General features: G+C 43.2%; 19 protein-coding genes. 10 read left to right on the top strand and 9 right to left on the bottom strand.

What is annotated here, in order from left to right:
• Positions 1-39: 39 nt before the first annotated feature.
• Positions 40-669: an outer membrane beta-barrel protein gene (locus ABWY16_RS21305; RefSeq protein ID WP_353906688.1), complete on the top strand. Its 630-nt coding sequence runs from the start codon at positions 40-42 to the stop codon at positions 667-669.
• A gap of 93 nt (positions 670-762) precedes the next feature.
• On the opposite strand, the gene ABWY16_RS21300 is transcribed toward ABWY16_RS21305, so the two are convergent.
• Positions 763-3,270 carry a S9 family peptidase gene (locus ABWY16_RS21300; RefSeq protein WP_353906687.1) on the bottom strand — a complete coding sequence of 836 codons (2,508 nt, stop codon included), beginning with the start codon at positions 3,268-3,270 and terminating at the stop codon, positions 763-765.
• Positions 3,271-3,440: 170 nt separating this feature from the next.
• Here ABWY16_RS21300 and ABWY16_RS21295 point away from each other — a divergent pair, with 170 nt between their 5' ends.
• The gene (locus ABWY16_RS21295; protein WP_353906686.1) at positions 3,441-4,307 is read left to right on the top strand and encodes a polysaccharide deacetylase family protein; all 867 of its coding nucleotides are present in this window, start codon (positions 3,441-3,443) and stop codon (positions 4,305-4,307) included.
• Between the two features lie 161 nt (positions 4,308-4,468).
• Positions 4,469-5,170, top strand: coding sequence for a hypothetical protein (locus ABWY16_RS21290; RefSeq protein WP_353906685.1), 702 nt, complete (start codon positions 4,469-4,471; stop codon positions 5,168-5,170).
• Positions 5,171-5,251: 81 nt separating this feature from the next.
• Here ABWY16_RS21290 and ABWY16_RS21285 read toward each other — a convergent pair whose 3' ends face one another.
• Positions 5,252-5,707 carry a 3-oxoacyl-ACP synthase gene (locus tag ABWY16_RS21285; RefSeq protein WP_353906684.1) on the bottom strand — a complete coding sequence of 152 codons (456 nt, stop codon included), beginning with the start codon at positions 5,705-5,707 and terminating at the stop codon, positions 5,252-5,254.
• A gap of 2 nt (positions 5,708-5,709) precedes the next feature.
• On the bottom strand, positions 5,710-6,288 hold the full coding sequence (locus ABWY16_RS21280; protein WP_353906683.1) for a nitroreductase family protein: 579 nt from the start codon (positions 6,286-6,288) through the stop codon (positions 5,710-5,712).
• Between the two features lie 108 nt (positions 6,289-6,396).
• Here ABWY16_RS21280 and ABWY16_RS21275 point away from each other — a divergent pair, with 108 nt between their 5' ends.
• From ABWY16_RS21275 to ABWY16_RS21265, 3 genes are all read left to right on the top strand, one after another.
• Entirely contained in the window at positions 6,397-8,019 is a 1,623-nt protein-coding gene (locus ABWY16_RS21275; RefSeq protein ID WP_353906682.1) for an ABC-F family ATP-binding cassette domain-containing protein, read from the top strand.
• 80 nt (positions 8,020-8,099) lie between these two features.
• Positions 8,100-8,288 carry a hypothetical protein gene (locus ABWY16_RS21270; RefSeq protein ID WP_353906681.1) on the top strand — a complete coding sequence of 63 codons (189 nt, stop codon included), beginning with the start codon at positions 8,100-8,102 and terminating at the stop codon, positions 8,286-8,288.
• Positions 8,289-8,349: 61 nt separating this feature from the next.
• A complete protein-coding gene (locus ABWY16_RS21265) occupies positions 8,350-8,769 on the top strand; it encodes a Fur family transcriptional regulator (protein WP_353906680.1) in 420 nt (139 codons plus the stop codon).
• Between the two features lie 51 nt (positions 8,770-8,820).
• Here ABWY16_RS21265 and ABWY16_RS21260 read toward each other — a convergent pair whose 3' ends face one another.
• The 3 genes from ABWY16_RS21260 to ABWY16_RS21250 form a co-directional block, all read right to left on the bottom strand.
• On the bottom strand, positions 8,821-9,321 hold the full coding sequence (locus ABWY16_RS21260) for an FKBP-type peptidyl-prolyl cis-trans isomerase (RefSeq protein ID WP_353906679.1): 501 nt from the start codon (positions 9,319-9,321) through the stop codon (positions 8,821-8,823).
• Between the two features lie 149 nt (positions 9,322-9,470).
• Positions 9,471-10,424 (bottom strand): glycoside hydrolase family 25 protein, encoded by a 954-nt coding sequence (locus ABWY16_RS21255; protein WP_353906678.1) that lies wholly within the window; start codon positions 10,422-10,424, stop codon positions 9,471-9,473.
• A gap of 44 nt (positions 10,425-10,468) precedes the next feature.
• On the bottom strand, positions 10,469-11,839 hold the full coding sequence (locus tag ABWY16_RS21250; RefSeq protein ID WP_353906677.1) for a dipeptidase: 1,371 nt from the start codon (positions 11,837-11,839) through the stop codon (positions 10,469-10,471).
• Between the two features lie 195 nt (positions 11,840-12,034).
• Here ABWY16_RS21250 and ABWY16_RS21245 point away from each other — a divergent pair, with 195 nt between their 5' ends.
• The 4 genes from ABWY16_RS21245 (at position 12,035) to murA (ending at position 16,892) form a co-directional block, all read left to right on the top strand.
• Positions 12,035-12,397 (top strand): hypothetical protein, encoded by a 363-nt coding sequence (locus tag ABWY16_RS21245; protein WP_353906676.1) that lies wholly within the window; start codon positions 12,035-12,037, stop codon positions 12,395-12,397.
• 52 nt (positions 12,398-12,449) lie between these two features.
• A complete protein-coding gene (locus ABWY16_RS21240; RefSeq protein ID WP_353906675.1) occupies positions 12,450-14,756 on the top strand; it encodes an ATP-dependent helicase in 2,307 nt (768 codons plus the stop codon).
• Positions 14,757-14,842: 86 nt separating this feature from the next.
• Positions 14,843-15,532: a DUF4290 domain-containing protein gene (locus tag ABWY16_RS21235; protein WP_353906674.1), complete on the top strand. Its 690-nt coding sequence runs from the start codon at positions 14,843-14,845 to the stop codon at positions 15,530-15,532.
• 34 nt (positions 15,533-15,566) lie between these two features.
• Entirely contained in the window at positions 15,567-16,892 is a 1,326-nt protein-coding gene (murA, locus tag ABWY16_RS21230; protein WP_353906673.1) for a UDP-N-acetylglucosamine 1-carboxyvinyltransferase, read from the top strand.
• 74 nt (positions 16,893-16,966) lie between these two features.
• Here murA and ABWY16_RS21225 read toward each other — a convergent pair whose 3' ends face one another.
• From ABWY16_RS21225 to rsmG, 3 genes are all read right to left on the bottom strand, one after another.
• Entirely contained in the window at positions 16,967-18,328 is a 1,362-nt protein-coding gene (locus ABWY16_RS21225; RefSeq protein WP_353906672.1) for a pyridoxal-phosphate dependent enzyme, read from the bottom strand.
• A gap of 155 nt (positions 18,329-18,483) precedes the next feature.
• Entirely contained in the window at positions 18,484-19,575 is a 1,092-nt protein-coding gene (gene dprA / locus ABWY16_RS21220) for a DNA-processing protein DprA (RefSeq protein ID WP_353906671.1), read from the bottom strand.
• Positions 19,576-19,627: 52 nt separating this feature from the next.
• Positions 19,628-20,260 carry a 16S rRNA (guanine(527)-N(7))-methyltransferase RsmG gene (gene rsmG / locus ABWY16_RS21215; protein WP_353906670.1) on the bottom strand — a complete coding sequence of 211 codons (633 nt, stop codon included), beginning with the start codon at positions 20,258-20,260 and terminating at the stop codon, positions 19,628-19,630.
• Positions 20,261-20,297 lie beyond the last annotated feature (37 nt).

Below are 20,297 nucleotides of genomic sequence, written 5' to 3'. Positions count from 1 at the left end.
AAGGCGCCTGACTCATTTATAAATTAAAAAAGCAACAAAATGAAAAAATTATTATTATCCCTGTTGGCTGTTTCAGCATTAGCGTTTACAACTCAGGCACAAACAGAAAAAGGTAACTTTATGGTAGGTGGTGATGTAGAATTCAGTTCAGGTAAGACTGATGGCAATCCTAAATCGAACATTGATTTCTCTGTAGTTCCAAGTGTGGGTTACTTTATTGCAAAAGACATTGCAGTAGGTACAGGTATCGGTTACCAGTTCTCTAAAGATTACAACTATACTACCATTAACCCAACAACAGGTTTCTCTACTAAAACAAGTGCATTTGTAGTTAGCCCTTTTGTACGTGGTTACAAAGGAATCAATGACCAGTTTAAATTCTTCGGACAATTGTCTGTTCCAATGTCATTTGGTAACACAAAAGCTGGAGACGTTAACGGTGATAACTTTACTAAAGTAAGCAAAAACAATAATGTTGGTGTTGCATTATCTCCAGGTTTCGCGTTCTTCCCAAGCAAAAAATTCGGTATCGAATTCTCTGTAAACGGAATCAGCTACAATGATTACAATGCTAAAGACGGTAATGACAATGATAATGGCGGAAGCAAAAACTTCAACATTGGTGCAAACTTCTTTGCTCCAAAAATTGGTGTTCAGTTCTACCTGTAATATGTAGGCACTTTACATATTTAGTTTTTGAGGAAAGCCCCGGTATATGTCACCGGGGCTTTTTATTTGGGTTTATTTTACTGAAGCGGGTTGTTATTTACCATTCTTCTCCAGTTCCCTGTCCATTTCAATGATATCCACTTCTCCTGCCTGACTAAAATCACCGATCAGGTACTTATTGAAATGATCCGCCAATTTCCAGAATGCATACTCTGTCATCGCTCCAAAAGCATGGCGTGCTCCCGGAATGATTACAAATTCAAACCTCTTACCGGCCTTCATCAGTTCGCTGGCCAGTTTAATCGAATTTGCAGGATGTACGTTGTTGTCCATATCACCCGCCATCACCATCAGGTGACCCTTTAAATTTTTTGCCAGGTCTGGATTTTTATCGATTGCGTATTTAAAGGTTGTATCGCCTTTGGCAGAAACAATTTCCTTTACACCATTGTGCTTCTCGCTCCACCACCGGTTATAAATGCTATTGTCGTGGTTACCTGCATTGGAAACCGCAGCTTTAAAGAAATCCGGGTAAACCAGCATTGCGGCAGTGGACATAAAACCTCCGCCGGAGTGCCCGGTAATACCTACCCTGCTTGCGTCGATGTAGCTATACCTGTCGGCCAGCTGCTCTACCGCAACTTTCTTATCCGCCAGTCCGTAATCACGTAAGTTTCCATATCCATAGGTATGGTACCATTTGGAGCGGGCAGGATTACCGCCCCGGTTTCCTACAGTTATCACAACATAACCGAATTGTGCAAGCCGGTCTGTCCTGTCCATACTTTTATTGAAAGACTTGTTGACAGCCTCCGTCTGCGGACCAGGGTATACATATTCAATAATCGGGTACTTCTTCTTTGGATCAAAATCAAAAGGTTTATACATAACCCCGTAGAGATCAGTTAGCCCATCATCCGCTTTTACCTTAAAAGGTTCCGGAAATTTGTAGCCCGCAGCCATCAGTAACGAAAGATCGGCTGTCTCCAGCGTCATCAGTTTGTTTCCATTCCGGTCCAGCAAAACCGATTGCGGAACTGTGTTTACCCGCGAGAAGTTATCTACCGTATAAGTGGATTCATCATTCATACTCACCAGGTGATCAAAGTCACCGGCATTGAGCAGCTTCATTCCTGAACCATCAAAATTGATGCGGTACAGATGCACATAATAAGGATCTTCTTTAGCCTCCCTGCCATTGGCTGTAAAGTACAGCACGCGGTTTTTATCATCTACATTGACAATGCTTTCACAATGAAAAGAACCTCTGGTGATTTGATTTTTCAGTTTACCCTTTTCATCAAAGAGGTAAAAATGCGCCCAACCGTCGCGCTCCGACCAATGGATGATCTCACCCGTATTTTTTACCAGTCCCGGGCGGTTGATCTCTACATAGGTATTGAAACGTTCGTCGATCACAGGAGTAACGGTTCCTGTAGTAATATCAGCAGCACAGATGTCAACCCTTTTGAGGTCCCTGCTGGTTCTGGAAAAGTAAAACCTGCTGTTGTTACCCAGCCATAAAGACGGCCTGAATTCATTGTCCCTGTCTTTATTGAGCGAAGGTGCAGACCAAAGGGATACACTCTGATCCTTGAATGCAGAAATATTCAGTTTTTTAAAGGATTTGGCTGCAAAATCGAATAAAAGGATTTCATCTTTAGGCGTCTCCTTTTCGCCGGGCATCTCGTACTTATAAGTTTCGAGTGTTGGCCTTGGCGAAGCCGTATTATTGATTACCCAGAGATCCCTGACCAAACGTGAGTCTTCCCTGTTGAGCACAAAATGTTTAGCATCGGGCGACCAGAACACACGTGCAGGCCGTCTCTTTTTGTTTTTCTTCTCGTTCTCAACATTATCTTCCCCATCCCCGTCTTCGCCATAGGCATAGAATTTTACGCCGTCTTTTGTCAGCTGATGCTCAACGATTGTACTGTCATCTTCGTTCTTTACGGCCTTCAGGTAATTGGCCTTATCCATCCAGTACAGGTTAAAGTTCCTGGTAAAAATTACGGCTGATGAATCCGGTGCTACCGATCCCCATTCCGGCTTCGCCTTTGGCTTCTCATAGTTCTTTACTTCTGATAAACGTGCTCCGGCCAGTTCATAATTGAAGTAAAAGATCTTCTTCTGCATCGAATCAGCTGCCTTCTTATCTTTTCTGTCTTTCTTCAGTTCGTCTATTGAGCTTTTCAGTTCGAAACTGATACTTTTCTCATCCCTGGAGAATTTCAGGTTTTCGACAGGTAAATGCTGCGCATCAAAAGGATCGCGTATAATATTGGTAATTTCGGCGGCAAGTGCAGCTGTATTAAACAGCGCTTTTTTAGTACGCTGGGCGGGATCAACGATATACCATTGCTTTCCGGCAGGTGTTTCATATTCGTACCAGAAGCGGTTACTCAGCTTTAACCAGTGCGGATCTACTGCGAGGGAATACACCATCTTCCTGATTTTATTGGGGGAAAACCTGGATGCTAGCTGATAGTTAGCTTTAGGTGGATCGGCAAGGGTTTCCGTTAAGGTAAAAGTCCTCGGTTGGGAACGGCCACTGAAGGATATAAAAGCAATAAGCAGGATGACAAGGTAGAATCTTTTCATATATATAATTTAATAAAAAGCACCTAAAGTATTTAATAATATGCGATAAAACGGATAAGCACTGTAATAAATTGGCTAGTTACCAATAAAATTAAATGCTGATATTTTATATAGCATATTGCCTGCTGATTTCATAGTTTTGCAGCCACATAAAAATATCAATCACCTGAATGAAACATTATATCTTATCTATTACAGCTGCAGCCTTACTATTGAGTGCCGGCTGCCAGTCGAAATCTAAAACCGGCATCGATACAGCTGCAGATACCACAACCAAATCTTCTGCCACACCCGCATCAACAGCTAAGGCTGTGGATATTTCAGGTGTAAAGGAAGCAGATGCAAAAACAATCTTGGCACGTAAACAGGTGCCTGTATTGTGTTACCACCAGATCCGCGACTGGAAACCTACGGATTCAAAAACTTCCAAAGACTATATTGTACCTATTGCTGTTTTCAAAGCACAGATGAAAATGCTGGCCGACAGCGGATACCATACCATCCTTGCTGATCAGCTTTATGATTACCTGAACAATGGTACAGCATTGCCAAGCAAACCTATTGTACTGACCTTCGATGATACTGATGTAGATCAGTATACCATTGCCGAACCTACGTTAACAAAGTATGGCTATAAAGGAATCTATTTCGTGATGACAGTTTCTCTGGGCAGGCCGCATTACATGAGCAAAGCTCAGGTGAAAGACCTTTCTGATAAAGGAAATGATATCGGTTCACATACATGGGACCACCACAATGTGAAAAAATACCAGGGCAAGGACTGGGAGATCCAGATTGACAAACCAACCAAAACACTACACGAAATTACGGGCAAGGATATCCATCACTTTGCCTATCCTTTTGGCCTGTGGAATCCTGAAGCGATCCCTGAATTGAAGAAAAGAGGTTTCAAAAGTGCATTTATCCTGGGTACAAAACGTGACGAAAACAATCCCCTGTTTACCATCAGAAGGATAATAGCGAGCGGATACTGGACGCCAAAAACATTGAGCAACAGCATCAAAAACAGCTTTTAACCAAATTCTCGAATTTTATTTAAAGCCCTTCAATTGAGTTTGAAGGGCTTTTTGCATTGGTATGCAGTCATCTTTTCTCATCAGGTAAGCCTTGTTGTAGCACTTTATAAATGGTTAACGTTTTATTTTTTAACCCATTGTTAATTTTAAATTAAACAGTTATGAAAATCAAATCAGTTATACTTGCGCTCTCCATCGTTCCGTTCCTTTTTTCATGTAAAGATGATGACAACGGCCCATCTACAGGGCAGGGAATAAATGACAGCTTCAGTACTTCGGTACAATCCTGGAAAGGGGATTTTGCGGATTATCCAAAAGATGCTGATGCATTTTACGAACTCAAATATTCGCATGAAAAGCTGCCTGCACCCCTGGATCAGGCCTCAAAAGGTATCTTCATATCAGGCAATAACCATAGTGATGATCTTTTTATGTTTATGAAAAAGAAAGTATCCGGACTGACTCCCAATCAGACCTACAGAATGAAAATCAGTATTGAATTGGCTTCAAACGCTTCAAATGTTCCGGGCGCTGGTGGCAGTCCGGGAACCAGCGTATATGTAAAAGCCGGCATGAGCATAAAAGAACCGGTTAAGGTATTGGACAGCAGGAATTATTATATTATGAATATTGATAAGGGACATCAGTCGCAGGGCGGTGCCGATGCAGTTGTTCTTGGCAATGCTGACAATGGAAGCGGTAAACAGGAATACAGCCTGATCAGGCGTTCGGGAGAATTTACGGGGAAAGCTGACGAAAATGGCGAAGCCTGGGTGATGGTAGGTACAGACTCAGCCTTTGAAGCGACCACCGCTTTATATTACACAAAAGTTGAAGCATCGTTTACAGCTGTAAAACAATAGAGATCAAATCTTTGCATAATAAAAAAGAGGCTGTCTGATGGATACTTTTTAACAGCATCATCAAACAGCCTCTATTACAATTTACCGGATATCCTCAATGGTGTACGCATTCTGGTTAAAACTGAATGATTCCCCTGCTTTTTTTCCAATCAGCAGCTGTCCTATTGGGGAAGCGGCAGAAATAGCAAACACAAGCTGATCTTCAACATTCAATTGTCCGGCACTGATACTGATGTAAAATATGCCTTTGGAAGTATATACAAGACTGCCGTTGCGTACGGTGTCTCCGGCCGCAGGGACACTTTCAAGTGATGACAATAACTGCAGGTTCTGCTGCCCGTCAAAGAGCAGGTTTTTGTTTCTTGCAATATCCTGCTGCATCATCTCACGTGTAGTTTCAAACTTGTCTCCCGCACTGCTCTTGGTGTCGTCGTTACTTGCTTCCTGTGCCTGTTTAAGTGCAGTCTCAGCAGTATCAATCCGCTGCAGGACAAAGTCCATGCAGCGCTGGTACAATTTGGTTTTAAACTCTTCCATGCTTAATCTTCTATCCACCTCACTTTGTCCTGTATCGGACTGCGCCTGGCCGCGCGTGGCTGTTCATTATGAAAACCCATAAAGAACAAACCAAAACACCTTTCATTTTCTGCCATATTGAAATACGCAGGCAGCTGATCAATCGTTCCCGGTGAACTCCAGTAAGCACCAACATTGAGGGCTTCGGCCGTTAAAGCCATATTCTGTACTGCACAGGCGAATGCCGCGATCTCTTCCCATTCGGGGATCAGTTCCGGATGCAGCTGTGCATTGAGTATTATGATGCAGCTCGACTGATCTGCTTTCTCTACGAGTGCTTCGTATTTCTTTTGCAGGAACTGATGCGGCGGGGTTTGTTCCTGGTATAAACGTGCCAGTTCAAGTCCGAATTTATGTTTGCCTTCCTTACGCAGGACAATGAAACGCCAGGGTTCTGTTAATTTATGGGTAGGCGCATAATTTGCGCTTTCTAAAATCTGCAGGATAAATTCATCAGGAATTTCCTCTTGTGTGTAGCTTGGCGGAAAAATGCTTCTCCGGCGCTGTATGATTGAACTGAGTGTCTCTATTTCGCTTGCCATATTCTGTAAAAAAACAAAAATAACATTTAATGCTGAACTAATGAATCCGATCTCTACCGGGCATTTTATTAAATAATCGTTACCTTTGCGGCTTATTTTGTTTGCAATATGATTTCAGTATCTAACTTATCCCTGCGTTACGGAAAACGTACCTTATTTGAAGATGTCAACCTTAAATTTAACCACGGCAACTGCTATGGCGTGATTGGAGCTAATGGCGCAGGTAAATCAACCTTTTTAAAAATTCTTTCTGGTGAGGTTAACCAAACTTCAGGCAGTGTAGCCTTTACCCCGGGCGAGCGCATGGCAGTTTTGAAACAGAACCACTATGAGTTTGATGAGTTTTCTGTGCTGGAAACCGTAATGATCGGCCATAAGGAACTGTATGACATCATGAAGGAGAAAGATGCAATCTACCTCAAGGAAGATTTCTCCGATAAAGACGGTGAGCGTGCCGGAGAACTGGAAAACAGGTTTGCAGAGATGGACGGCTGGAACATGGAAAGCAATGCAGCAACCATGCTCAGCAACCTGGGTATCAAAGAAGAACTTCATTTCAAACAACTGAAGGAACTGGACGGAAAGCAGAAAGTAAGGGTACTCCTTGCACAGGCACTTTTTGGAAATCCTGATATCCTTTTACTGGATGAGCCAACCAATGACCTGGACATTGAGACCATCGCATGGCTGGAAAACTTCCTTGCGGATTATCAAAGTATAGTACTGGTTGTAAGTCACGACAGGCACTTTTTAGATGCCGTATGTACGCATATTGTAGATATCGACTTCAGTAAAATGAGTATATACTCTGGTAACTATACCTTCTGGTACGAGTCTAGCCAGCTGGCATTAAAACAGCGTGGCGACCAGAACAAAAAACTGGAAGAAAAAGTAAAAGAGCTGCAGGAATTTATCCAGCGTTTCAGTGCCAATGCTTCCAAATCCAAACAGGCTACCTCACGTAAGAAAGCCCTGGATAAAATCGACCTTACAGAGATCAAACCATCGAGCCGTAAATACCCGGCTATCATGTTCAATAACCTGGGCAGGGAAGCTGGCGACCAGATCCTGCAGGTAGAAAACCTTTCTAAATCTATCAATGGCGAAGTGATGTTCAAAAACATCAACTTCATGGTCAATAAAGGTGATAAAATTGCCATCGTCTCACAAAACAGTTTGGCTACGGCTGCATTTTATGAAGTATTATCCGGCCGTGATAAAGAGTATACCGGAGAATTCAAGTATGGTGTAACTATCAATATCGCCGATATTCCAAATGATAACTCTACTTATTTCGAAGGCAAGGATGAGAACCTGGTTGACTGGTTAAGGGAATATTCTGATACCGATAAGGATGAGCAGTTTGTAAGGAGCTTCCTGGGCAGAATGCTGTTCTCAGGAGAAGAAGTGCTGAAAAATGTTAAAGTACTGTCCGGAGGTGAGAAAATGCGTTGTATGTTTTCACAGATGATGCTGAAACATGCCAATCTCCTGTTATTTGATGAGCCTACGAATCACCTTGACCTGGAATCCATTACCGCACTGAACAACGGAATGAAAGACTTTAAAGGAACGATCCTCTTTACCTCAAGGGATCATGCACTTACAGAATCTGTAGCCACACGTGTAATCGAAATCACGCCAAAAGGAACAATTGACAAGATGATGAGCTATGATGAATATATCAATAGTGAAGATGTAGCTCAATTGAGAGCAGAGATGTATAAATAAATCTTTTTCACATAAAATAAGAATGGGCATGGTAAACTTTATCATGCCCATTTTGTTTTATAGGGATATAAGTTAAAATCATGGAAAGAGAAGAAATTAAAACGCTATTGGCGTCAATCGAAAAACAGGTGAGTTCTTCAATTCTTGGAGGAATGGAAGAGACCTACGACGAACTGGAAAGAATGGGCTTTATTGCTTATCACCCGGATGAGGCGCATCCTTCGGTAACTATTACCCAAAAAGGCTTAGACTACCTGGAGAACAATTAATCCTTATATTTGTAAACACCATTCAGCACTGCAGGCTATGCCTGAAAGGTTTATACGAATTATGAAGATCAATCCGGTTGATATATTAAAAGGACACGCACTTAAACATACCAAACAGCGGGTTCGTGTTTTAGAGGAAATTGCATTGGATACCGTTGCAATTTCGCAGCCGGAACTGGAGAAAAAACTGGGGAAGGAAATTGACAGGGTAACCCTGTACAGGATATTGAATATCTATGAGGATAAGGGCATACTGCACCGGATCATGGATATGCATGGTACGGCAAACTACGCAATATGTTCTGCTGCCTGTTCAGAGGATCACCATCATGATGAGCACGTTCATTTTAACTGTACAAACTGCGCCAAGATTTATTGTCTTGAGGTTACTGTGCCAAAGATGACTATGCCTGCCGGCTTTAAGGCCGCTACAGTAAATACAACCGCTTACGGAATTTGCGAAAAGTGCAGTAAACTATAACAAAAAAGGCGCAGAAATCTGCGCCTTTTTTATGGAATTTATTTTGCGGTATTAGTGTGCCGCGTGTCCGTCTGCACCATGTGCATGACCATGACTTAATTCTTCTTCAGTAGCCTCGCGAACAGCAAGGATTGTTCCGCCAAAGATCAGGTTTTTACCAGCCATTGGGTGGTTCAGATCTACAGAAACTGTGTCTTCATGAATAGCAGTAACGCCAGCTCTGAAGTGGTTTCCTTCGTTATCCTGCAAAGGAATCACATCACCTACGTTAGGCAGGTCAACATCCTTGAACATATCTTTTGGAAGATCAGCGAAAGCACCCGGATCCTGTTCTCCGTAGCCGTCAGCTGCACTTAATTCAAATTTATACTCATCACCAACATTCAGTCCAGCCAAATGCTCTTCGAATTTAGGCAACATCATGCCTGTACCGTATAAGAAAACCAAAGCATTTTGCTCATCAGCTTTTTCTACGAAAACTTGTTGTCCTTCTTCATTAGTCGTATGCAGTTCGTACGTTAATGAAACCACTGTATTGGGTTTAATACTCATTGGAATCTTATTAAGTTAAATAATTTATTGCTTCTTCAGCTGCTATTACAGACAGCTGATCTGGTTTATTCCGGCAAATATAGATTTTTGTTTCATTGCTTTGCCTATCCTAACAAAGGAAGATTGCAATTTGTTCCTGTTATTACAAATTACTTGATCAGCATCTGCTGAAAAGACAGGCTATCTCCTTTAAAGGCATTGAAGTCCACCACATGGCTGATCCCGGTGATCCTGGCCTTATCAGAATGCTGCCAGAACTGCCATTTGGTACCTGCTCCTGCTTTCAGCTCGGCCTGGTAATAATGTGCAATCCACAGGGGATAACCATCAAAATGTCCTTTCAGATAATCCCTGTAGAAGACCAGTCCGGAATAAATAATCGGTTTTACCCCGGTTTTTTTCTCTACGTGACGGATAAAATCCTTCAGTTCGGTACGCATCTTTTCAGGTGTCTGCCCGCTGAGGTCTTCCACATCAATCACAGGTGGCAGATCGCCTTCCTCAAACTTCACAGTCTGCAGAAAGAACCTGGCCTGCCATAAACCGGATTTCCGGGGTATAAAATAGTGGTAGGCACCGCAGACGATCCCGGCTTTAGGCGCTTCCCTCCAGTTTCTCTGGAAATACGCATCCACACTTGAAATTCCTTCTGTAGCTTTGATAAAAGCAAAGGTTACATGAACACTGTCTTCCCGCATGGCCTTTACTTTCTTCCAGTCGATTTTCCCCTGATAGGAAGACACATCTATTCCATGAATGCTGTAATTCTTCGGGATGCGGATGGCATAACTCTTATAAGTACGGTAATCCGGGTCTTCCCCTATATCTTTTATCCAGCTGATGGAAGAACTGAACAGCTTCAAAACATATCCATAATATAAGGGAGAGAAAAGGATAAGGAGCACTGCTGCAATCAGGAACTTTACCGTCAGCGGCATTGCCCGTTTTTTCTTTACCGGCGCCTTTTTCCTTCTTACAGCAGGCTTGGCCGGTCCTGCAGGTTTTGAAGCAGCTGGAGCACTTGTAGTTTTGGTCGCCGTTGCTCTTTTCAGCAGTTCGGTAGGTTTCTTCTTTATCGGTGGAGGCACGGTGTAAAAATACAAAAGGGCAGCTTAACAGCTGCCCTTTATCCCGGAATTCATTCAAATTATTTACTCAGTTCTGCAAAGTACTTGTGGAACAGCGGCAAAGTTTCAATCCCTTTATAGTAATTGTAGATGTCATATTTTTCATTTGGCGAGTGCAGTGCATCGCTATTGAGTCCAAAACCCAGCAATACAGATTTGATGCCCAGTACACTTTCAAACATGGCAACAATAGGAATACCCCCTCCTCCTCTTGTAGGAATCGGCTTTTTACCAAAGCTTTCTTCAACTGCTTTTTCAGCAGCGCGGTAGGCCACACTGTCTGTAGGTGTAACCACAGGCTCACCACCATGCAGATTGGTAACTTTCACCTTTACTGTTGCAGGTGCAATCGCTTCTATATGTTTCTGGAAAATTGCGGTGATCTCCTCAGAACCCTGGTTTGGAACCAGTCGCAGGGAGATTTTTGCAGTAGCTTTCGATGGGAGTACAGTCTTTGCGCCTTCACCAATATAACCTCCCCAGATACCATTTACTTCCAGGGTAGGCCTTGTGCCCGTGCGCTCCAGTGTAGAGTAACCCTTTTCGCCCCATTCTTCAGCAATATCAAGATCGGTCTTGTATTCGTCCAGGTCAAATGGCGCCGAGTTTAAAGCCGCTTTTTCACCAGCAGTCAGCTCCAGAACCTGATCATAAAACTCAGGAATTGTGATATGGTTGTTCTCATCATGTAAAGAAGCAATCATCTGGCACAGGATCGTAATCGGATTGGCTACAGCGCCACCGTATATACCGGAGTGAAGATCTCTGTTGGGGCCTGTAACTTCAACTTCCAGATAAGCCAGACCACGCAGACCAGTATCAATAGAAGGGTTCTCCATGCTGATCATCGAGGTATCCGAAATCAACACCACATCCGCGGTTAAGCGTTCAAGGTTGGCCCTAACAAAGGCACCCAGATTAGCTGATCCCACTTCTTCCTCACCTTCAATCATGAATTTCACATTACAGGCAAGTGTATTGGTTTTCATCATCAGCTCAAAGGCTTTCACGTGCATATAGAACTGTCCTTTATCATCTGCAGAACCCCTTGCGTAGATTTTTCCATCACGGATAGTTGGCTCAAACGGAGGTGTGTGCCACAGTTCCAGCGGATCTGCAGGCTGCACATCATAATGACCGTACACCAAAACCGTTGGCAATGCTGCATCAATGATTTTCTCCCCATAAACAATCGGATAACCTGCAGTCGGGCAAACTTCTACCTTATCTGCACCGGCTTCCTTCAGCTTTTCAGCCACAAAATCAGCTGCCTGTAAAACATCAGCTTTGTATTTAGGGTCTGCACTCACCGAAGGAAAACGCAGCAGTTCGAATAACTCATCCAGAAAACGCTGTTTGTTTTCTTCTACATATTTTTTAATCTCTTGCATAACAATTGAATTTGGACAAATATATAGAATTGGAATTTTCTTATTTCACATAAACTTTTTAGATACAGATTTTTTAACCATATTTACTGTAGTAACCTGCTGCCTGTTAACTACTTAAATCAGGCGCCATGTTACCTCTCTTGAATAAACCAGCACCATCATATAGTATTATCAATCACGGTAAACACAGGAATTATGGAGGATCATATTTTAAAAACAAGAAAAGTACGGGAACCTGCATTTTCAGCAATTTATATCTGGATAGACCCGCACAATGAAGGTTTTGATTCATATATGAAGAAGCATATGCTGCGCAGCCTGGGCTGGGCCTGCAGTAATGAAGACTTAAAAGAACGCCTGCAAATAAATAACGGCAACACCGAACTGGTGATCAAACAACTGACACTGATTTTCAGGGAACAATTTGAAGGGAACATCAATTACCTGCAGGAGATTTTCAGCATTGAAACCGTTCAAACCATGGTGCAGCTTATAGAACTGTTTATCCGGGAATCTGTAAAGTTTTACGCCTGTCAATTTACCAACATGTTGCGATAAGAGCCGGAGTTTTCCTATTTTTGTAGCTTTAATAAAGCAAAACAGATTCAATTTGGATTACTTAGCAGGATTAAACCCTCAGCAACGTGCAGCAGTAGAAAACACCCAGGGACCAGCAATGATCGTTGCAGGTGCAGGATCCGGTAAAACCCGTGTAATTACTTACAGGGTGGCACATCTGATCGAGAAAGGTGTAGACGCATTTAATATACTGGTACTGACATTTACCAACAAAGCCTCCAAAGATATGCGCGAACGTATCTCCAAGGTAGTTGGTGCGGAAGCTAAAAACCTCTGGATGGGAACATTTCACTCCGTTTTTGCAAAAATCCTGCGGGTAGAGGCAGAAAAGATCGGCTATCCTTCCAACTTTACCATCTATGATACTGACGACAGTAAAAGCCTGATCAGGGCTATCCTGCGTGAGATGCAGCTGGATGATAAACTGTACAATGCCAATTTTGTTTACAACCGTATTTCTTCTGCCAAAAACAACCTGGTAAGTCATGTTGAATATATGCAAAGTGCAGAGATACAGGCGGAAGATGTCAGCAACAAACGTCCGATGCTGGGTGTAATCTATGAAACTTACACCAAACGCTGTTTCAAGGCGGGCGCAATGGATTTCGACGATCTGCTCTTTAAAACCAATGTGCTTTTAAAAAACCACCCCGATGTACTCAACAAATACCAGCACAAGTTTAAATACCTGATGGTGGATGAGTACCAGGATACCAACTTTTCCCAGTATACCATCGTAAAGAAACTTGCCGCAGCTTATCAGAATATCTGCGTTGTGGGTGACGATGCACAAAGTATCTATGGGTTCAGGGGTGCAAATATCCAGAACATCCTCAACTTTGAGAAGGATTACCCGGACCTGAAAGTATATAAACTGGAGCAGAATTACCGCTCTACCCAAAATATTGTAGAAGTAGCCAACAGCATTATTGCCAACAATAAAAACCAGCTGGAGAAAAACGTATTTTCTGAAAATGAATCTGGCGACAGGATCAAGGTTTCACGCGCTTTCACAGACAACGAGGAGGGTAAAATTGTAGCCGAAGCCATCGTTCAGGACAGAAGTACAAACGGTTTAAATTATAATGATTTTGCCATTCTGTACCGTACAAATGCACAATCCAGGGCAATGGAGGAGGCTTTAAGAAAGCTGAATGTTCCCTATAAGATATACGGAGGACTATCCTTCTACCAAAGAAAAGAGATCAAAGATCTGATCGCATATTTCCGCCTGACCTTCAACCCAAGCGATGAAGAAGCCATAAAAAGGGTAATCAATTACCCGCGAAGAGGGCTTGGAGATACGACGGTTGACAAGATCATTGTGGCGGCCGATCAGCATGATATCACCATGTGGGAAGTGATCCAGGAACCACAGAAATATATTGCAGGCCGTATTGCCAACCAGCTGAACGACTTTGCGATGCTGATCAAAAGTTTTCAGGCAGAATCAAAAAAACTGGATGCCTATGAAACAGCCTTATATATTTCGCAGCATTCGGGTATCCTGAAGGAACTGCACACAGATGACAGTATCGAAGGCCGCAGCAGGTACGAAAACATCCAGGAATTACTGAACGGTATCAAGGAATTCGCAGAGCGTGAAGACATTGAGGACCGCAGCCTGGCGATTTTCATGCAGGATATCGCCCTGTTAACGAATGATGACCGTGAGAACGACAAGTCGCAGGATACAGTATCAATGATGACCATTCACTCCGCAAAAGGACTGGAATTCAAGAACGTATTTGTGGTAGGACTGGAAGAAAACCTGTTCCCTTCACAAATGTCACTGAACTCAAGGACAGACCTGGAGGAGGAACGCAGACTATTCTATGTGGCCATCACACGTGCCGAGAAAAAGCTGACCCTCACCTACGCAACTTCAAGATACCGTTGGGGAACGCTTACAAACTGTGAACCAAGCCGTTTCATTAGCGAAATCAATGCGCGGTACCTGGAGCTGGAAACGGTAAAAGCACCAAAAACCAGTATCGGATCGGATAGTTTCGACGGCGAACGCAGGTCATGGTCGCAGCAAAGGGATTCTTTCAGCAAACCCAAACCTGCAACATCGGGAACAGCGACAACCTCAACTGCTGCTGCAAGGCCAAAAAACACGATGTTACCAACTGCCCACATCCCAACACCGGGATTTGCTCCCAATGCGGCGAACGAATTCCAGAATGGTATGGAAGTGGAACATGAAAAATTCGGCTTCGGAAAAATTATCAACCTGGAAGGATCTTTACCAGACGTAAAAGCAACGGTTTTTTTCCAGGGATTAGGAAACAAACAATTGTTATTAAAATTTGCTAAATTGCGAATTGTAAAATAAGGTTTATCTTTAACCAAAATATACTATAACAGGCCTTTAATACTATAATATCCCCCTTTAGTGATGGCCATTAGAAATAATATAGAATGAATTTCGACTATAATACCACAAGAAAAGAGTTAATTCTTGCAGAATACGGACGTAATGTACAGAACATGGTGAAGTACATTATCGAACTTCCGGACCTGGAAGAGCGCAATAAATATGCTCAGGCAGTGATCGATCTGATGGGTTTTCTAAATCCTCACCTCAGGGATGTTGCCGATTTTAAGCACAAACTTTGGGATCACCTTCACATTATCTCCGGATATAAGATCGACGTGGACAGCCCATACCCTAAACCAACACCGGAAGCTGCCCTGGTAAAGCCTGCACATATTGGGTATCCACAGCAAAAAATCAAGTACAAACATTATGGTAAAACGGTTGAGGTACTGATCGAAAGAGCCAAAGCAGTAGACGAGCCTGAGCGCAGGGCTGCCATGGTACAAGGCATTGCCAACTTCATGAAAATGGCTTATGTAACCTGGAATAAGGACAGCGTAGCCGATGAAACCATCTTCAAAAATCTCCGTGAACTGTCCGGAGGACAACTTGAACTCGAAGAAAACGTCAATCTGGCGAAAGTTGAATTCAGACCCCCTGTTAACCGTGCCGCCACAAATACCAACCGCGGAAGGAACAATAATAACAACAACAAGGGAAGACAGAACAACAACAATAATAACAACAACCGGCCCCGCAGCAACAATAACAACGCTAAGCAAAGACACTAAGGGCAGAATTACATATTTTATACGTTAAGCACACATGAACGCATTTGAAATTATAGGCGGGAAGAAATTAAAGGGTGAAATCCAGCCACAGGGCGCTAAAAATGAAGCGCTGCAGATTATTTCGGCCGTTCTATTGACGGAAGAGAAAATTACCATCAGCAATATCCCTGATATCAAAGATGTAAACAAACTGATAGAACTGCTTGGAGATCTGGGCGTTGCTGTAGAGCGTTTATCAAAAGATACTTATACTTTCGAAGCCAAAAATATTGATCTTGAATTCTTTAAATCTGATACCTTTAAATCTAAAGGGGGAAGTCTGAGGGGTTCAATTATGATTGTAGGCCCCCTGCTGGGTCGTTTCGGCAAAGCAGCCATCCCTAAACCAGGTGGTGATAAAATTGGCCGCAGGCGACTGGACACCCACTTCCTGGGTTTCGAGAAACTGGGTGCAAAATTTGTATACGATGCCAAAGAATCTTTCTTTAACGTTGATGCAACCAACCTTCAGGGTACCTATATTCTGCTGGACGAAGCTTCAGTAACAGGTACTGCAAACATTGTTATGACTGCCGTACTGGCAAAAGGCATTACGACCATATATAACGCAGCCTGTGAGCCATATTTACAGCAATTGTGTAAAATGCTGAACCGCATGGGTGCCAAAATATCAGGCATAGGATCCAACCTGCTGACCATTGAAGGCGTAACCAAATTGGGCGGTACTGAGCACAGAATGCTGCCTGACATGATTGAAATCGGTTCATTCATCGGCCTTGCTGCTATGACAGAGTCGGAGATCACCATCAAAAACGTATGTTACAATGAACTGGGTATGATCCCGGATGTATTCAGAAAACTGGGTATCAACTTTGAGCTGCGCGGCGACGATATCTATATCCCTTCTCAAAAGCATTACATCATTGATACATTTATCGACGGATCTATCCTGACCATCGCAGATTCACCATGGCCGGGCTTCACTCCTGACCTGCTGAGTATCGTTCTGGTTATCGCTACACAAGCAAAAGGCTCGGTACTGATCCACCAGAAGATGTTTGAAAGCCGTTTGTTTTTCGTTGATAAACTGATAGATATGGGAGCGCAGATCATCTTATGTGATCCGCACCGTGCTACCGTAAATGGTATCGACAAACAGTACAAACTGAGAGGAATAAGCATGACATCACCGGATATCCGTGCCGGAGTATCACTCCTGATCGCTGCATTATCTGCAGAAGGAACCTCTACAATCTACAACATCGAACAAATAGAGCGCGGATACCAGGATATCGATACACGTTTACGCGCCTTAGGTGCACAGATCAAACGTGTTGACGGTAATGGCCCAAGCCACTAACTGATAAGTTTTTTAAATAACAAAGCCGTTTAACATGATGTCAAACGGCTTTGTTATTTAAAGATATGGCCTGATTAAGCCGATATCGCGTTGATAATATCATACTGTGTGATGATCTCAAATTTCCCTTCTTCATCCTCTACAAGTACCGCACTGTTTTCCTTATTGATCATTCCCGAAATCTTATCAATTGAGGTATTCAAATCCACAAAAGGAAAAGAAGCAGACATAATTTCCTGCACGCGGGCAGACTTCAGGGCAGGGTTTTCCATGAGTGCTTTCAGGATATCTCCTTCGCCCAGCTTGCCGATAATCATTCCCTGCTGCGTTACCGGAATCTGCGAAATATTGAGTGTATTCATCGTATTGATCGCCTCAGCAATTGTTTTCTGACAATCAATCGTAAAGATCTCTGTCTGTTCCTTTTTAGAAATAATAGACTTTGCAGTGAGCTTCTCGTCTTTCAGGAAACCACGCTCTCTCAACCAGTCTTCATTGTACATTTTGCCCATGTAACGGCTGCCATGGTCATGAAAGATCACTACAACAACATCCTCAGGCTTTAACTTATCTTTCAGCTGCAGCAGTCCCGCAATGGCAGAACCGGCAGAGTTACCTACAAAGATCCCCTCTTTACGGGCAATATCCCTGGTCATCAGCGCCGCATCCTTATCCGTTACCTTTTCAAAAAGATCGATGATATCAAAGTTTACATTCTGGGGAAGGAAATCCTCTCCAATGCCCTCAGTGATATATGGATAGATCTCATTTTTATCCAGTATACCGGTTTCTTTATATTTTTTAAATACTGATCCGTAAGTATCAATTCCCCATATTTTGATATTCGGATTTTGCTCCTTCAGGTATTTACCTGTACCTGAGATCGTACCACCGGTACCTACCCCAACTACCAGATGCGTGATCTTACCTTCAGTTTGCGCCCATATTTCCGGACCAGTCTGCTCATAATGCGCCTGACTGTTAGAGAGGTTATCGTATTGATTTGGCTTCCATGAATTCGGGACTTCACGTTCCAGACGCGAAGAAACAGAATAGTAGGAACGTGGATCCTCAGGTTCAACATTGGTAGGACAGACAATCACTTCGGCTCCAAAAGCACGTAAAGCATCAACTTTCTCTTTACTTTGCTTATCAGTTGTCGTAAAGATACATTTGTATCCTTTGATAATTGCCGCCATGGCAAGGCCCATACCCGTATTTCCCGAAGTACCTTCGATGATTGTTCCGCCCGGTTTCAGCTTTCCGCTTTTCTCAGCATCTTCGATCATCTTCACAGCCATACGGTCTTTGATAGAGTTACCGGGGTTGGTAGTTTCTATTTTAGCCAGCACAGTTGCAGGAATTTCTTTGGTAATGGTGTTCAACCTTACCAGGGGAGTATTCCCAATCGTCTCTAATATATTGTTATACCACATGATACAAAAATACGACTTGATTTGTAGATTTTTATTTAAAATATACATTCGTAATCAAATTTCGAATTCGCCCGGCTAAAGAAATTTAATTCTGATAGCAGCAGGGAAACTGAGACACCGTACATTTATATATTGTATCAGCTCTTCCCTTAACTTCAGATTGCCTGGTAAACGTTCCCCGGAAGAGAGACAATCAGTCCTTTAATCTCCAGGTTCAGCAGGTGTATAGCCAGTTTACTCTGTTGGATCCCCGCCCTGACAGCCAGTTCATCAATTCTCAGTGCTGTGCCTTCCAGAACCTTCATTACCGCCGATTCATGGGCACTGAGCGCTATGGCCAATGTGGTTTGACGCACAGCCTGCGCAGTACTTTCAGCCTCCCAGCCCATGTAATAAGCCAGGTCACGCGGATGACTGATCAGCCCTGCCCTGTTTGTCTTGATCAGGAAATTACAACCCTCAGAATACTGATTTGTAGTCCTGCCGGGAAAAGCATATACATCCCGGTTATAGGAATTTGCTATTTCCGCAGTGATCAGCGCCCCGCCTTTTAAGGCAGCTTCAACCACGATCGTCACATCAGCAATACCTGCGATGATCCGGTTTCGCCGGGGAAAGTTCTCCTTATCAGGATTTGTATACAAAGGGAATTCAGTCAGCAGCCCGCCGTTTTTCAGCATATCAAGAGCCGTTTGCCGGTGTGCCGAAGGGTAAAGCCTGTCCAGTCCATGCCCAAGCACCCCAACTGTAGGAATACCCTTAAACAGGCTCTGTTTATGGATAGCTACATCTATTCCGTAGGCAAGTCCACTGACAACAAGCACATTATACGGTTTTAGCGTTTCCGCAAGCTGTTCGCATAACATCTGACCGTACGATGTGGCCATTCTGGTGCCTACGATACTAACGATGCGGGGATGATTCAGGTTGGCCGTGCCCCGGTAATACAACATAACAGGGGCATCGTAACAGTTTTTCAGTCGTTTCGGATACCGCACATCCGTATAAAAGAGCGGTTCGATCTGGTGTTTCAGGAGACAGTTCAGTTGTTTCTCCGCCAGGACAAGTGCATCTGTCTGGAGGATCTGGCCGGCTGTAACGCTGCCGACACCGTCAACCTGAAGCAGTTCCTGCCGGCTGGCAGAGAAAACGGCTTCGGGACTACCAAATCTGGCCAGCAGACTTTTTGCGGTCACGTGGCCAACGTTTTGAACTAATGTAAGGGCAATTTGATGGATTAAACTCATGGGCTAACTTAATACGGAAGCCCCTTTCGCTGGTAATTTATTTTAAAAAAAATTACTGCGGGATATAAACTACATACTTGGTTTCAAAAAAATCCTCCTCAAAGTATGCCGACAAAGGGTAAAGCTCCGCTTTCAGCCCGGATTCCTTAATCTCTTCTGCCAGTTCACCACCTTTGAGGTACAGGATACCATTCGCGATAGCGTGTTTAGACTCTTTACTGAACTTGCCTTTGATCCAAGGATAGAAGTCGGACAAGCGTGTTACCGCACGCGAAACCACGAAGTCATATTTATCAGTGACCTGTTCTGCACGTAAATGGGAAGCCTTCACATTGGTTAAACCCAATGCAGCTGCAACTTCTGTCACCACTTTAATTTTTTTACCGATAGAATCTACGAGGTGAAACTGCGTTTCCGGAAAAAGTATAGCCAGCGGAATACCCGGAAAACCTCCTCCTGTACCTACGTCAAGCACCCTGCTACCCGGTTTAAAAGCGCAGAATTTGGCAATGCCGAGCGAGTGGAGGATATGGCGTTCGTATAATTCTTCGATATCCTTTCTCGAAATCACATTGATCTGGGCATTCCAGAAACTGTATAAGTCATACAACTGATCAAACTTTGCGATCTGATCTTCACTGAGGTCTTTGAAATACTTTTGAATGAGGGCTGAGCTTATTTCCACTTTACTTTTTTAACAAATATAGACAGAATGCCATTAA

Origin of the sequence: Pedobacter sp., assembly GCF_040513095.1 — a bacterium.
Classification (GTDB): Bacteria; Bacteroidota; Bacteroidia; order Sphingobacteriales; family Sphingobacteriaceae; genus Pedobacter.
This window is presented reverse-complemented; position numbering and strand designations above follow the sequence as displayed.